General features: G+C 64.7%; 12 protein-coding genes and 1 tRNA gene. 7 read left to right on the forward strand and 6 right to left on the reverse strand.

Annotated features, from left to right (window positions below; translation table 11 throughout):
• Positions 1-23 precede the first annotated feature (23 nt).
• Together NKJ07_RS14720 and NKJ07_RS14725 are read right to left on the reverse strand one after the other, a co-directional pair.
• Positions 24-1,142, reverse strand: coding sequence for an aminopeptidase (locus tag NKJ07_RS14720; RefSeq protein ID WP_318567559.1), 1,119 nt, complete (start codon positions 1,140-1,142; stop codon positions 24-26).
• A 37-nt stretch (positions 1,143-1,179) separates the two neighbouring features.
• Positions 1,180-1,578 (reverse strand): CBS domain-containing protein, encoded by a 399-nt coding sequence (locus tag NKJ07_RS14725; RefSeq protein WP_318567560.1) that lies wholly within the window; start codon positions 1,576-1,578, stop codon positions 1,180-1,182.
• A 125-nt stretch (positions 1,579-1,703) separates the two neighbouring features.
• Here NKJ07_RS14725 and gnd point away from each other — a divergent pair, with 125 nt between their 5' ends.
• The 5 genes from gnd to NKJ07_RS14750 all read left to right on the forward strand — a co-directional run bounded on the left by gnd (position 1,704) and on the right by NKJ07_RS14750 (position 8,414).
• Positions 1,704-2,594: a phosphogluconate dehydrogenase (NAD(+)-dependent, decarboxylating) gene (gnd, locus tag NKJ07_RS14730; protein WP_318567561.1), complete on the forward strand. Its 891-nt coding sequence runs from the start codon at positions 1,704-1,706 to the stop codon at positions 2,592-2,594.
• 162 nt (positions 2,595-2,756) lie between these two features.
• On the forward strand, positions 2,757-5,063 hold the full coding sequence (locus tag NKJ07_RS14735) for a PAS domain S-box protein (RefSeq protein ID WP_318567562.1): 2,307 nt from the start codon (positions 2,757-2,759) through the stop codon (positions 5,061-5,063).
• 201 nt (positions 5,064-5,264) lie between these two features.
• Positions 5,265-7,499 (forward strand): methyl-accepting chemotaxis protein, encoded by a 2,235-nt coding sequence (locus NKJ07_RS14740; RefSeq protein ID WP_318567563.1) that lies wholly within the window; start codon positions 5,265-5,267, stop codon positions 7,497-7,499.
• 23 nt (positions 7,500-7,522) lie between these two features.
• The gene (locus NKJ07_RS14745) at positions 7,523-8,113 is read left to right on the forward strand and encodes a 2Fe-2S iron-sulfur cluster-binding protein (RefSeq protein ID WP_318567564.1); all 591 of its coding nucleotides are present in this window, start codon (positions 7,523-7,525) and stop codon (positions 8,111-8,113) included.
• 228 nt (positions 8,114-8,341) lie between these two features.
• Positions 8,342-8,414: transfer RNA gene (locus NKJ07_RS14750), tRNA-Arg, on the forward strand.
• Positions 8,415-8,642: 228 nt separating this feature from the next.
• Here the strand turns inward: NKJ07_RS14750 and NKJ07_RS14755 are convergent.
• Complete coding sequence (locus tag NKJ07_RS14755) at positions 8,643-9,080, reverse strand: toxin-antitoxin system TumE family protein (protein WP_318567565.1); 438 nt, start codon at positions 9,078-9,080, stop codon at positions 8,643-8,645.
• 2 nt (positions 9,081-9,082) lie between these two features.
• The gene (locus tag NKJ07_RS14760; RefSeq protein WP_318567566.1) at positions 9,083-9,613 is read right to left on the reverse strand and encodes a DUF7342 family protein; all 531 of its coding nucleotides are present in this window, start codon (positions 9,611-9,613) and stop codon (positions 9,083-9,085) included.
• A gap of 285 nt (positions 9,614-9,898) precedes the next feature.
• Here NKJ07_RS14760 and NKJ07_RS14765 point away from each other — a divergent pair, with 285 nt between their 5' ends.
• A complete protein-coding gene (locus tag NKJ07_RS14765) occupies positions 9,899-10,183 on the forward strand; it encodes a hypothetical protein (RefSeq protein WP_318567567.1) in 285 nt (94 codons plus the stop codon).
• 226 nt (positions 10,184-10,409) lie between these two features.
• Here NKJ07_RS14765 and NKJ07_RS14770 read toward each other — a convergent pair whose 3' ends face one another.
• Both NKJ07_RS14770 and NKJ07_RS14775 read right to left on the reverse strand, forming a co-directional pair.
• Positions 10,410-11,474 (reverse strand): hypothetical protein, encoded by a 1,065-nt coding sequence (locus NKJ07_RS14770; RefSeq protein ID WP_318567568.1) that lies wholly within the window; start codon positions 11,472-11,474, stop codon positions 10,410-10,412.
• Between the two features lie 1,233 nt (positions 11,475-12,707).
• Complete coding sequence (locus NKJ07_RS14775) at positions 12,708-12,878, reverse strand: hypothetical protein (RefSeq protein ID WP_318567569.1); 171 nt, start codon at positions 12,876-12,878, stop codon at positions 12,708-12,710.
• Between the two features lie 329 nt (positions 12,879-13,207).
• Here NKJ07_RS14775 and NKJ07_RS14780 point away from each other — a divergent pair, with 329 nt between their 5' ends.
• On the forward strand, positions 13,208-13,525 hold the full coding sequence (locus tag NKJ07_RS14780) for a nickel-binding protein (protein ID WP_318567570.1): 318 nt from the start codon (positions 13,208-13,210) through the stop codon (positions 13,523-13,525).
• Positions 13,526-13,538 lie beyond the last annotated feature (13 nt).

The following is a 13,538-nucleotide window of genomic DNA, read 5'->3' on the forward strand; positions in this document are numbered from 1 at the left end:
CGCCTCCGCGCGGCGGGAGCGACTCAGGCCGCCTCGAACCCGTCTTCCCACCGGAACCGGCCGTTTCGTTGGATCACCTCGCCGTCGACCGCGATGGTCGACTCCGACGAGACGTCCGTGATCATGTCGACGTGGACCGCGGAGTCGTTCGCCTCGTCCTCGTGTCCGGGTGGGAAGTTCGATTCGTACGCCCGCCCGACCGCGAGGTGGACCGTGTCGCCCATCTTCTCGTCGAACAGCACGTTGTCGGTGAAGCGGTCGATGCCGCGGTTCATCCCGATCCCCAGTTCGCCCAGCCGCCGCGCGCCGGGGTCGGTATCCAGGAGGTCCGCGAGCACGTCTTCGTTCGTGCCCGCGGAGAAGTCGACCACCTCGCCCGCCTCGAACGAGAGCCAGACGTCGCGGACGCGGCGGCCCTGGAGCGTCATCGGGACGTCGAAGAACGCCTCCCCCTCGGTGGCGTACGGCGCGGTAAAAACCTCGCCCGACGGGAGGTTGTGCGAGTCGTAGGCGACCGAGGCGGCGCTGTTGACGGCGACGCGGCCGTCGATCGACATCGTGAGGTCGGTGCTGGGCTGGACGTCGCGCTCGGTCACGAGACGGACCTCACTCCCGTCGTCGAGCACCGCCTTCAGCCGGGCCATCTCCGCGGCGAGCGACTCCCAGTCGCGGAGGATTGCGTCGTAGGCGAAGTCGCGGTACTCCTCGAACGACATCCCGGCCTGCTGGGCGAGCGCACGCGTCGGGTGGACGGTCGAGACCCAGCGGGTGTCGAGGCGGGCCTCGCGCGCGGCCTGGTGAGCGCGGGCGCGCGCCGCCTGCGTCTCGCCAGGCACGTCCGCCATGGCGGTCGTGTTCAGCGGCCCGCCCAGGCGGAGCACGACGTCGCTCTCCTCGTACAGCGCGCGTTCCGCGTCAGAGGCGGCGAACTCGCCATCGTGTGCGCGGAGGTAGGCGCGGTCGAGTTCCCCGGACGCGTACGTCGTGACGACGTTCGCGCCCCGTGCGCCGAGTTCGGCACAGACGGCGACCGCGAGGTCGTGCGCGCCCGCGCCGACGCTCACGACGACGTCGTCACCGCGTTCGACCCGGGCGCTCCAGTCGACGAGCGTCCGTGCGTGCTCAGTGATGCGTTCGTCCATGCGGGGGAGAGAGAGCGGGCGGGCAAAACGGCGGCGGTCAGGGGGTCGAAAACAGCGCGAACAGCGCGTCGAACTCGTCGGCGTACGTCGCGAGCAGGTCCCGGCGGGAGACGACCCCGACGAACTCGTCGCCGTCGTCGACGATGACGAGCCGTTCTGTGCCGGTCTCGCGGAAGCGCGAGAGCAGGCCCGCGCGGGAGGCGCGCTCGCGAATGGTGACCGGCTCGTCGACGAGCGCGGACACCGGCCGGGCGGCGAGGTCGTCGGTGCCGACGGCGAGGCCGACGGCGGCGGCCGATACGAGCCCGAGGGGGTGCTGTTCGTCGAGCACGACGACGACCGACCGCCCGCGCGTCCGCATGGCGGCGACGATCTCGTCGACGGTAGAGTCTGGCGCGGCCGTCAGGACGTCCGTCCGGGCGATGTCGGTGAGCATACTGGAAGGAGGGGCTCCGACGGGGTAAGCGTGGCGTCGGCCGTGGTGGGGAGGGGCGCGCGACGCAGCGGCGGCGGGGTCGAGGAATCACAACCACTACCACCTCCCCTGTCGGACGGGGAGGTATGCAACTGGGTGTCATCGGACTCGGCCGGATGGGACAGATCGTCGTCGACAGAGTACTCGACGCGGGCCACGACGTGGTCGCGTTCGACCTCGATCCCGAGGCGGTGGCGACGGCCGCCGAGCGGGGGGCCGAACCCGCGGACAGTCCCGTAGACGTACTCGACCGCCTCGGCGACGACCGCCGCGTCTGGCTGATGGTCCCCGCGGGCGAGGCGGTGGACGCGACCCTCGACGAACTCGCCCCACACCTCGCGGCCGACGACGTGGTGGTCGACGGCGGAAACTCCCACTTTGAGGCCTCCGTTCGGCGCTCCGAGGGGATCGACGCGGCGTACCTCGACTGCGGGACGAGCGGCGGCCCCGCGGGGGCCGAGTTGGGCTTCTCGCTCATGATCGGCGGCCCCGAGTGGGCCTACGAGGCGCTGACGCCCGTCTTCGACGCCGTCGCCACCGGTCCCGACGGCCACGCCCGGATGGGACCCTCGGGGGCGGGCCACTACGTGAAGATGGTACACAACGGCGTCGAGTACGCGCTGATGCAGGCGTACGGCGAGGGGTTCGAGCTCCTGTTCGAGGGGCGGTACGACCTCGATCTCGAATCGGTCGCGCGGACGTGGAACAACGGCGCGGTGATCCGGTCGTGGCTGCTTGAGCTCTGCGAGGAGGCCTTCCGCGAGGAGGGGACTGACCTCGGCGACGTCGCCGACCACGTCGCGGGCGGGTCGACGGGGACGTGGACAGTCCAGGAAGCGCTCGAACAGGAGGTGCCCGTGCCGCTCATCTACGGGGCGCTCGCCGAGCGGTTCGACAGCCGCGAGGAGCGGTTCGCCCGGCGGCTGGCGAACCGGCTCCGGTACGGCTTCGGCCGGCACGAGGTCGTCCGCGACTGAACGGCCCGACGCGGAGTGGCGGGCGACGTCCGAGGCCGAGGACGGCTCACGCGGGGGTGACACTGTTCGGCGGAGAGACGGTGTCGGACCCGTCAGGCCGGTGTGAGCGGTACACAACTGGACAACGAGAGTTTATCAACACGTTAGATCCTATACTACCCGATGACCGCCTCCGTTCGGGTACTGCACGTCGACGACGACCGTGAGTTCACCTCGTTGACCGCGGCGTACCTCGAGGAGGAACACGAGGAGTTTACGGTCGAGGGCGAACCGGACGCGGCGCGGGCGCTCACGCGCCTCCGCGAGGAGGCGTTCGACTGCGTCGTCTCGGACTACGAGATGCCGCAGATGTCGGGATTGGATTTCCTCCGGGAGGCCCGCGAGGTCGACCCGGATCTGCCGATCATCTTCTTCACCGGCCGTGGCTCCGAGGACGTCGCCGCGGAGGCCATCTCGGCGGGCGTGACGGACTACCTCCAGAAGCGGGGGCACGAACAGTACGCGCTGCTCGGGAACCGCATCAGGAACTACGTGGCCAAGCGCCGGGCCGAGGAGGAACGGCTCCGCGGCTACGAGGCGATCGAGCGCGCCCGCGAGGGGATCAGTATCCTCGACGACGAGGGTCGGTTCGTCTACACCAACCGGGCGTTCGCCGACCTCGTCGGCTACGGTCGCGAGGAGTTGCTCGGCCAGCACTGGGAACTGCTCTACCGCGAGCAGGACAGAGAACAGGTGTACGAGGAGCAGTTGCCGGCGGCGACCGACGGGGGGTGGACCGGCCGAACCGTCTTCCAGCGCAAGGACGGCGACCTGGTGTTGACGAACCACTCGCTGTCGTACACCGACGAGGGCGAACTCATCTCCGTCGCACAGGACATCACGGACGACGAGCGGCGGCGGCGGGAACTGCTGGAGGCGAAGCGGTTCGAGTCGCTCGTCGGCGCGGTCACCGAGTACGCCGTCTTCATGCTCGACACCGAGGGGCGGGTGGTCACGTGGAACGACGGTGCCGAGGAGATCGAGGGGTACACACAGGAGGAGGTCGTCGGCGAACACATCTCGCTGTTCCACACCGCCGACGAGGTCGACGCCGGCGCCCCCGACGACCTCCTCGAACGGGCGTTGGCGGACGGCAGCGCCGAAGCTGAGGGGTGGCGCGTCCGCCGCGACGGCGGACGGTTCTGGGCCCACGTCGTCGTCACGCCCGTGTACGACGACGACGGCACACACCAGGGGTTCGCGAAGGTGACCCGCGACATGACCGAGCGACGGGCGCGCGAGAACGAGCTGAAAGCACAGCGCGAGACGCTCGCGGCCGCCAACCGGATGAAAGCGGTCCTCCGCGACGTGCTCCGCCGGATGGTCGACGACTCCTCTCGGGCGGACATCGAACGCGACGTCTGCGAGCGACTCACAGCCGAGGGGCCGTACCTCTTCGCCGTCAGCGGCGACTACGACGAGACGGGTCGGTTCGCGGTGCGACACGCGAGCGGGATCGACGCCGACGCGGCGACGTACGTGTTCGACCACCTCCCGGTGGCGACGACGGTCGCGCGCGCCGTCGAAGGCGGAACGGTCGAGGTACAACACGTCGACAGCGAGGCTGTCGACCTCGATCACGAACTCGCAGAGGCCATCCGTTCCGTCGTGTTCATCCCGCTGACGTACCAGGACACGACGTACGGTCTCGTCGCGCTCTGTTCGACCTCCGCGAGCTACCTGACCGACGACGAGCGGAGCGCGCTCGAGGACGTCGGGTCGACCGCGGGCTACGGCATCCGCGCCGTCGAGACGGAGCGACTCCTCCAAGCCGACGGCGTGGTGGAGCTGGTGTTCGAGACGACCGACGCCGACGACCCGCTCGTCGGACTCGTCGACGGGGGTGGAGCCGCACGCCTCGACCGACTGGTCCCGATCAACGAGGGTCAGTATCTGGTGTACGCGACGCTCGACGGGGTGTCGCCCGCGGCGACGGTCGCGGCGGTGACGTCGAACCCCGCCGCCACGGACGCGACTGTCGTCCACGAGGACGACGGCGGCGACGGCGGCGTGCTCGCGGTCACGGTGTGCCGGTCGCTCGTCAGCCACCTGGCGGATGCGGGCGCGAAGGTCCACACGACCGAGACGACGGACGACTCTCTTCGGGTCGTCGCCGATGTCTCCCCGACCGCCGACGTCGCGCGACTCGTCGACGGGGTCGGCACCGCGTTCCCCACGGCGCGACTCGTGTCCAAACGACAGGTCGCTCGACCGGTGAAACGGACGCGGGCCGTCGCCGAGACGGTCGAATCACAGCTCACCGAACGACAGCTCGCGGCGCTGCAGGCCGCGTATCACGGGGGCTACTTCGAGCGCCCCCGCCGGCAGACCGCCGAGGACGTCGCCGAGACGATGGGCATCTCCGCGTCGACGTTCCACCAGCATCTCCGGATCGCCCTCGAAACCGTCCTGACCGAGCTGTTCGACTGAGCGAGGCGGACGAGGACGATCCCGGGTGCGACAGACGAGCGACTGGCTCTCTCGCCGAGTCTTGCGGGAGTCACACCCGTCGGGTATCAGTTACGATACCACGACACGACTCACTTGGGTACTACACCGAGGTGGCTGTGCGGCGTTTCAGTGTGCGTGAACGTACAGTCGATACTTCCGTCGTGGCTCGCGGAGAGTTACATGCGACAGTTCGCCGTCACGGTGCTCGTGATCCTCGTCGTGGTCGCGGGGGCCGGACTGTTCATTCAGGGGATGGTCGAAACGGAGCTGCGAGAGGACACACAGACAGAGATGCGGACGGTCGCCGAACTGCAGGCGGCCACGTTCGACGAATGGGTTGAAGAGAACCAGAACATCGTCATGCTGCTCTCGGACCTCGAGGGAGTCGAAGGTGACGAGTCGACGGCGATCGCACAGTTGGCCGAAGAACAGGAGCAGTTGCCGGAGACGATCCAGTCGATCCACCTCGTCGACCGACAGTCGGGGGCCGTCCTGGAGAGCACCGGCGACGTACAGGAGGGGACGACCCTCGACGAACTGGGCGTCAACTGGATAGAGTCGTCGTTGACCGAGGCCGACAAGGGGGAGACGCTCGTCTCGAAAGGGTTCAAACAAGGTGACGAGGAACTCATCGCGTTCGCCAGTTCCGGGTCGGCGGACCGGGCAGTCGTCATCACGGTCGACGCGGCCGAACGCGCCGACGACTTCCACAACCCCATCGATGGCGGCTTCACTCAGGTCGTCGACAGCCACGGTGTCGTCGAGTTCGCCGAGGACGACGAGAACGCCCTCCGTGAGTACCGCGGTGGCCCCGACGCCGAGGCGCTCCAGCGCGGACTCGCCGGCGAGACGGGCGTGGTCGAAGCGGACGGATACCTCGTCGCGTACGCGCCCATCGAGGGAACCGACTGGGTCGTCCTGTCGCACGCGCCGGTGGGCGCGGCGTACAGCCTCGTCAGCAGCATCCAGCGAGACCTCCTGTTGCTGATCGGCCTCGTCACCGCTGGCTTCGTCGCGATGGGACTGACGATCGGCCGCGGAACGGTGCGCGCGCTGAAAGACCTCGAATCGACCGCTCAAGAGCTCGAAGGCGGCAACCTCGACGTCTCGGTCGAGACCGACCGCTCCGACGAGATCGGGCAACTGTACGGAGCGTTCGGGTCGATGCGCGACGCCATCCGCGAGCAGTTACAGGAGGCGAACGAACTCGCCGACCACCTCGACGGCAAGGCCGAGGAGTACGACGCTGCGATGCGGGAGGCCGCCGAAGGCGACATGACCGTCCGCGTCTCTCCCGAGAGCGAGAGCGAGGCGATGCGGAAGGTCGGCGAGGGCTTCAACCAGATGGTCGAGTCGGTTGAGTCTACCCTCGTGCAGGTGCGGGACTTCGCAGACAACGTCGCGAGCGCGAGCGAGGAAGTGACCGCCAGCGCCGACGAGGTGAACGAAGCCAGCGGCGAGGTCGCCGTCGCGGTCCAAGAGATTTCCGACGGCGCGGTCGAACAGGAGGAGGGCCTCGACGAGGCCGCCAGCGAGATGACCGACCTCTCGGCGACGGTCGAGGAGATAGCCTCCTCCTCAGCAGAGGTGGCTCAGACCTCCAAGACGGCAGCCGATCGCGCCGAATCGGGGGCGGAATACGCGAACGACGCGATGGACGAGATGCGGCGCATCGAGCAACAGAGCGAGCGGTCCGCCGCGGAGGTTGCCTCGCTCGACGAGGAGATGGAGCGCATCAGCGAGGTAGTGTCACTCATCGAAGGAGTCGCTCAGCAGACCAACCTCCTCGCGCTCAACGCCTCAATCGAGGCGGCCGCCGCGGGGGACGCGGGTGACGGCTTCGCAGTCGTCGCAGAGGAAATCAAGGCGCTCGCCGAGGAGGTCTCGGCCTCGACCGCCGAGATCGCGGACCTCGTCGACGAGGTCCAGTCCTCGACGAGCCACGCGGTCGACGACATGACCGAGATGCGCGAACGGGTCGCCGACGGCGCCGACACCGTCGAGGAGGCGCTCGAAGCCCTCAGCGAGATCGCCGACGACGTCACCGCGGCGAACGCCGGCGTCCAGTCCATCAGCGACGCGACGGACGAGCAGGCGGCCACGTCCGAGCAGGTCGTCGCCGTGGTCGACGAGGTGGCGAGCATCAGCCAGCAGACCGCCGCGGAGGCACAGTCGGTCTCGGCCGCCGCCGAGGAGCAGACCGCCTCGCTCGCGGAGGTGTCTGACAGCGCCGATTCGCTGGCGACGAGTGCGACGGAGCTCTCGTCGGTGCTCGACGAATTCGAAGTCGGTGACGGGATGACGGCCGCGGCCGAGACCGGCGGAACGGTCGCCGCACGAACCGACGGAAGCGGCCGACCACGTCGCGACCGGCGGAACGAACCGCCCGCGGACGGCCAATCACAATCCCCTTAACCCCCGCATCCGTAGCGGCGCGCATGGCCGAGATCAACGCCGTGGGGCTCAGCATGGGCGTCCTTCTGACGCTCATCGCCGTGGCGCTGCACTACTCCAAGGGGACGGGGTGGCAGTCGACCCAGGACATCTCCCAGGAGGTCCTCGACCGTCGGGCGGAGACGGTGCCGAAGACGGATTTCCCCGAGCCGATGAACCGATCGATCGGCGGTGGGGCCGCCGCCGCAGTCGCCGCCGGGGCGACGGCCGAGGGAGCCGAACTCGAAGAGGGTGGCGAGGAGACGGTCGAAGAGAGCGGCCCGGGCGACATCCCCGAGGACGAGGTCGAGTACTTCGAGGTCGAGTTCACCAAGGAGGGTGAGACCATCGAGATCGCCAACAACAAGACCGTCCTCGAATCCGGCGAGGACCACGGCTGGGACCTCCCGTACGCCTGTCGACAGGGCTCGTGTGTCTCCTGTGCCGGACAGATCCAGGACGGGCCCTCGGAGGAGTACGTCGTCCACGACAACCAGCAGATGCTCGACGACGGCGAACTCGACGACGGGTACACCCTCACCTGTGTTGCGTACCCCCGGGCGTCGTTCACTATCGAGACCGGGAAGGCCCCCTGAGTTCGTTCTACTTTTCCCGTGGTGCGGTGTGATCTTCCGCCTCGATCGCGTCGGAGCGCCAGCCCGCGCGAACCGAACGCACGATGGGCGGAACGGCCCACCGTCGACGGACGGCGCTGGCGGGCGGTCACCGTGCGGCGGCGGTCGACGCTACCGGAAACCGGCGTTCGTCCCCGAAGCTGTGGGGATGGCAATCGTTATACGTCGCTACGGGCTACGACTGCGTGAGGGCCCGTAGCTCAGTGGACAGAGTGCTTGGTTCCGGACCAAGATGTCGCGGGTTCAAATCCCGTCGGGTCCGTAGATTCTAATCGCAAGAATGCGGTGGAATTGAATCAGATTTTAATTCGGCTTCGTCATGAAATATGACGAACTCTCCTGCTGAGGGGCGTAAAACCAGTCAAATTTGCTGCCTAATGCGGAAACGGGCCTTTCAAATGACGAATTCACTCCGTGTTCGTCACGGTATCCTCCCTGTACGCGTTTCGAGGATATCTCACAAACGCAGTTCAAGAGACTGCTGATCCGCTCAAGTGCTGAACTCGTCCCAGACCGCTCCCATTCGCTCGTACACCCACGGTGCAACCACTTGAGAAATCACCGTCCACAACGAAGTCGGGTACTCCCGATTCTCACCGTCTTCGTGACGAGCCTCCGGGGGTGCGTGAAAATGGTCTCGCGTGTAGTCCTCACTGTCGTGTCTATCCCACCGACACAACCACTTTTCACCGTGCTGGTCTTCGACGTACGAGATGTGGAAGTCCCCGTTCGTGTATGACTGCACCTCGATGTACGCTTCGGAGACGTACTTTCGAGGGTAGTATTGCTGTTCGAGGGAGACGACGATCGAATCAGGCCGATTCGCCGGGAACACTGTCGTATTCTCGACCCACGACTCGGACGCCAATAACGACGCAAGCTCACGAAGTAGCGCCCGGTTCGGCGTCCGGTCGTGCTGGCCGTTCACCGTCAGGCGACTCCTTCGTCGACGGGGTTATCCTGTCGGGAGCGCCGGAGATCACGGATTTCCCTGCGGATCGCGGCCCAGTTGTTCAGGTCCAGCCAGACGTTCTCGGCGTCGCCATACTCTCCGTACTCCAGCGGGTCGATCTCATCCGGTGTCTCGACGTCGTATGTCTCCCGATACACTTCGTCCTCGGAGAGGAGTTCACCGAGTCGGTCTCGGTACTCGTCGTCATCCAGTTCTGAGAGACGGTTGAGTCGCCGCCACTCGAAGTACGACTCGTTCCGCTTGAACGTCTCCGGGTTTTCGGTCACCCGCGTCAACACGCCGATGTCTGCGAGTCGTCGCAGGTGCCGCCGGGCCGAGTTCTTCGAGCAGTCTGCTCGCTCCGCAACCTCCACAACACGGGTCGGCGTGTAGAGTTCGAGTGCGGTTCGGTACACTCGTTCGTCTGCCGGAGCGTTGTCGAGTCGTTCACCGAGGTCTTTCGAGAAGTCCGAGGAAGGTGGGCCACGTTCGTTGTCGGAGGCGTTCATACACAGTAACACGAGATGCTGGTGAATATATTTAACGTCCGCTCGCAGATATGAGCGCTAGTCGATCAGGATGAAACCAAGAGAGACGACGACTGATTAAAGATGGTCAACGTACTTTCGACGCTGTTCCATCTTCTCGCGCTCACAACTTACTCAAGAACAGTGTGCTGAACGTCCAGAAGAAGTCCAGCAGTGGTTAGAGTTCGCATCCGCTCCCCATCGTCTGAAACGTCTCATTCCTCTCGAGTAGGAACTTTGACGGAGGCGACAAGAGAGTAGAAAGCTATGAGTCCGACCGTCCACGAGGTTCGAAACGCAATTCGATCGGCGACAGGCCGCTTCGAACGCGAGTTCGAGGCATCGTTCACGAAGGAGGAACTGCAGGCGATCTGTGAGGCACTCACGATCACTGTCGACGAGGCAGGGCGTCCGTCAACAACGCGGATGCGCCGGCAAATCCGGGCACAAGTCGGCATCGCGGAGTCGCTGGAGACGGCAGACGACTCCACGTTCCGGAAGGCCGAACTCCAAGCGATCGCTGACGGAGTCGGAGCGTCGCCCGAGCCGTAGTCTCCAATCTCTCGATCAATGTGCCTTCTATGAGTCTCGATACGATGATTTCGGGTGCGAGCGTCTTCCCCTGACCGAGCCGCGCCCTCCATGATACCAGTGTCTCCGAGTACTACTCAGACTCTGTCAGTAACGGCGTGACCGATACAGAGAGTGTATGCAGCACAGAGAGACTGTTCCAGTAACTTGGGTCGACACCGGGAGTGCCACGGTGCCACACGGACAATCAGTTCACGCTCTTCGACAGCTCAGCCCCCGCCTTGAACTTCACCCCATTGGACGCACTCGCAGCGTTTACCAAGTGTAGCACTGGTGCGTCGACGGGCACGTTCGTCACGAACCCGTATTCGTCACCCGTCACATCCCCACGACTCTCACCGTTCTGCTCTCGTCCCGGCCGCTTTCGAGCGAGGATGTCTTCTCCAACCGACTCCGAAAGCACACCAGACTTGACCAACTCTTCGACCGGGCCAGCAGCAGGCCGTGCTCCTTGTCGCTCCCGCTCACTCAGCCCTGCCCGAGCCACTACGTCCCCGAACCCATCACCATCACTGTCATAATCGAAACAGCACTCGATACCGACCACTCTTGCCGAGCCAGCCAGTGTCAGAACCGTCGCTGAATTCTCGTACAGGGCAACGTCGTCGATGACCCACCCACCCGAGTAGAGAAGCTGTCCATCGCTCTCAGCACGCCCCACGTAGAACAACGCCGGGAACGGAACCGGGCACTTCGGCGGCTGGACCAGCACCTGCGCCACGAGTGTCTCGACGATTTCCGGTGACGCGCTCCCACTGCTGTTTGACGACCCAGTCCACGCTTGGTAGATTGCTTCAGTCGATGATTCAGGCCCATCCGACCCACCCTCCGCGGAGACCCGCACGGCCGCTGGGCCTCCATCAGCTTCCGGTGGCGAATTAATCACTACAACGGTGCCATCGTCAGCCCGAACGGCCTCAAGACTCCCGCCCGTCGCCACAGGCCCCGTCACCTCCGCGATAAAGTGCGGCGTCGTCCCGCACACCGCACCCGGGAACCCGCGGGGGTCATCATCATCACAATCACCACCACCCCCCACATCACGCGACTTCGACGAGGCCTTCGAGAGCATCCCACCACCATCACCGCCCGTCAGATAGGCGATGAGCCGCTCCGGCGTCACCGCCTCACGAATGCTTCCGTTCCCACCCGGAACCTCCGCATCCGGCAGGCAGACGGTAAATCGCTCACCAACAACCGGCTTGCCACCCAGGTACGCGACAAGCTCATCGTCCTCATCACCGTCTCCCACACCATCAGCATCCGAATCCCCATCGCCTCCCCGCAGACTATGGCTGTTACTCCGCGACGAATTGTGGTTCTGCGCCATCACCGCAGACGACGTAACCCACCCTTCCAACTCTACGCGCTCGGCAAGCGTCGGAGTCAGCCGAGCCACGTGCGGGCTCCCCGGAGCCAGCTCCCAACCCATACCCGTAACTACCGTCTCATCATCATTCCAGTCCGTCCCGGCGAACACCGCCGCAGGCGACGACCCCGTGTTCGTGACTAACGACGCGACTTGACTCAGACAGCCACTTAGCGCGCCGATTGCGACGGCGCCGCTCGCTGTGAGTAGCGCTCGTCGACTCGTGGTAGCACGTCGCATATCATCTGCGCGACTATCTCGTCTTCGTGAATTCATAATCGCGCAGTAGAGGTGGTACGTTAGTATAAGCCTGTTTATATTTACGGTATTCGTATGAATCAGCGTGTGGCAGATTCGCGCCCTGTATTCAGCACGGCCACAGAGACCTCACCACTCTCTGTCAGAAGCAGCGTGCAACATACAGAGAGTGAGTTCAGCACTGAGCGCGCGTCAAATTCAGACCGAAGTCTACTGAAACAGCCAGTAGGTACGTCTGCGAGTCTACCGGTGCTATGTTTGAGATAGCTTACATCCGTACTCGATGCCGACTGAGCCCGGCCCTTCGAGGGTAACCGTTTGTGTGGGTATCCAGGCCGAAAGACAGGACGGAAACTGCCAAATAAAATAGCTTCCGGCAGATTCGGAGTCGGGGTCGATCTTAGTTTTGTGCGGAGCGGTAGAAACAATTTGTTGCGTAGACCCGCCCACATCAAGCTCAAAGCGAGTACTGCTGATTGTCTCTCCTTTTTCTGTTAAAAGGCTTACCTCCCCGGAGAGTGCCCTGTTTGACCTATTAATCAACACGGACTGATAGCGAGACTCCTCCTGCAAACAGCCAGCTAACCCTACGGCAGTCGAGAGTGAAACTCCGGTGAGCAATGCTCGTCTGGAGGGCTCAAAGGTCACATACGCGCATTGTGGATAGTTTGTAAGTAGCTTGTGTTCCAGCTGACTGTATCTTCCCTCCCCTGTGCCGAACGATGCGACCACCCCAATTGGAAGGGTGGTCCGATGCTACATTCGCGCCCTGTATTCAGCACGGCCACAGAAACCTCACCACTCTCTATCAGAAGCAGCGTGCAACATACAGAGGGTGTATTCAGCACGCGCCCCGATTCAGACCGGCGGCGGGCCGGTGATCTCAATGTTGAACCGCTCACAGAGTTCGGGCGTGATGGCCGCCGCCTTCGCCTGGTTCTCCTCCGCGGAGCCCGGGGGCAGTTCGTACGTATTCACCGGCTCGCCGCGTTCGACGAACCAGTCCTCGAACTGGGGTGAGTGGGGCATGACGAGGATCTTCGCCTCCTCGCCCGTGACGATGAACGTGACGACCGCTCGGCGGCGGCACAGGTGTCCTCGGCGCCGGGCATGAGCAACCGCCCTTCTGGACACCGACAGTGGACCTCTCAGAGTGCTGTTCGTCGCCGGGATCAGATACTTGTCTGGAACCGACGTATCGCACAAGTCGGCGCCCAGAAGGAGTACCAACAGAAGTCCCACCGCTGGCCGCAGCCCTTCATGACAGTCAGGATATATATAAGGAATGTTTATTATGTTATAGGTCGTACTAGTCGTTGGGAACTGGAACGCCGTATCGTTCATTCTCAGAACAATCTATGACTAACTATGACGTACTCCGTGAGTTCGAGTCCGGGATCAATAACGAGCAGCTGGAACAGGCGGTTGAACGCTCGGGCAAGGCAATCGAGGCCCTGCGGAGTGAGGGGACAGCGATGTCGTACCTCGGCTCGCAGACATTCCTCAATGAGGATGGGTCGATCGGCGCGACGATGTGTCGGTACGACGCAGATTCGGAAGCGAGCCTCCGTGACCACTCTGAGCGGGCTGGCCTCGCTGTGAGCGATATCTTCGTGGTTGGCCCCCCGCACGCCGGAGTGGCCCCCAAGAGTGGTGTTGTGTCGAAGGCAGCCTGAACCGTAGGCTGTC

The organism is Salinigranum marinum, assembly GCF_024228675.1.
GTDB lineage: Archaea > Halobacteriota > Halobacteria > Halobacteriales > Haloferacaceae > Salinigranum > Salinigranum marinum.

Coding starts and splice junctions, on each gene's coding strand:
- NKJ07_RS14780 (WP_318567570.1), top strand. CDS start 13,208: ATGACTAACTATGACGTACTCCGTGAGTTCGAGTCCGGGATCAATAAC.
- NKJ07_RS14740 (WP_318567563.1), top strand. CDS start 5,265: ATGCGACAGTTCGCCGTCACGGTGCTCGTGATCCTCGTCGTGGTCGCG.
- NKJ07_RS14745 (WP_318567564.1), top strand. CDS start 7,523: ATGGCCGAGATCAACGCCGTGGGGCTCAGCATGGGCGTCCTTCTGACG.
- NKJ07_RS14720 (WP_318567559.1), bottom strand. CDS start 1,142: ATGGACGAACGCATCACTGAGCACGCACGGACGCTCGTCGACTGGAGC.
- NKJ07_RS14765 (WP_318567567.1), top strand. CDS start 9,899: ATGAGTCCGACCGTCCACGAGGTTCGAAACGCAATTCGATCGGCGACA.
- NKJ07_RS14775 (WP_318567569.1), bottom strand. CDS start 12,878: ATGCCCCACTCACCCCAGTTCGAGGACTGGTTCGTCGAACGCGGCGAG.
- NKJ07_RS14760 (WP_318567566.1), bottom strand. CDS start 9,613: ATGAACGCCTCCGACAACGAACGTGGCCCACCTTCCTCGGACTTCTCG.
- NKJ07_RS14735 (WP_318567562.1), top strand. CDS start 2,757: ATGACCGCCTCCGTTCGGGTACTGCACGTCGACGACGACCGTGAGTTC.
- NKJ07_RS14725 (WP_318567560.1), bottom strand. CDS start 1,578: ATGCTCACCGACATCGCCCGGACGGACGTCCTGACGGCCGCGCCAGAC.
- gnd (WP_318567561.1), top strand. CDS start 1,704: ATGCAACTGGGTGTCATCGGACTCGGCCGGATGGGACAGATCGTCGTC.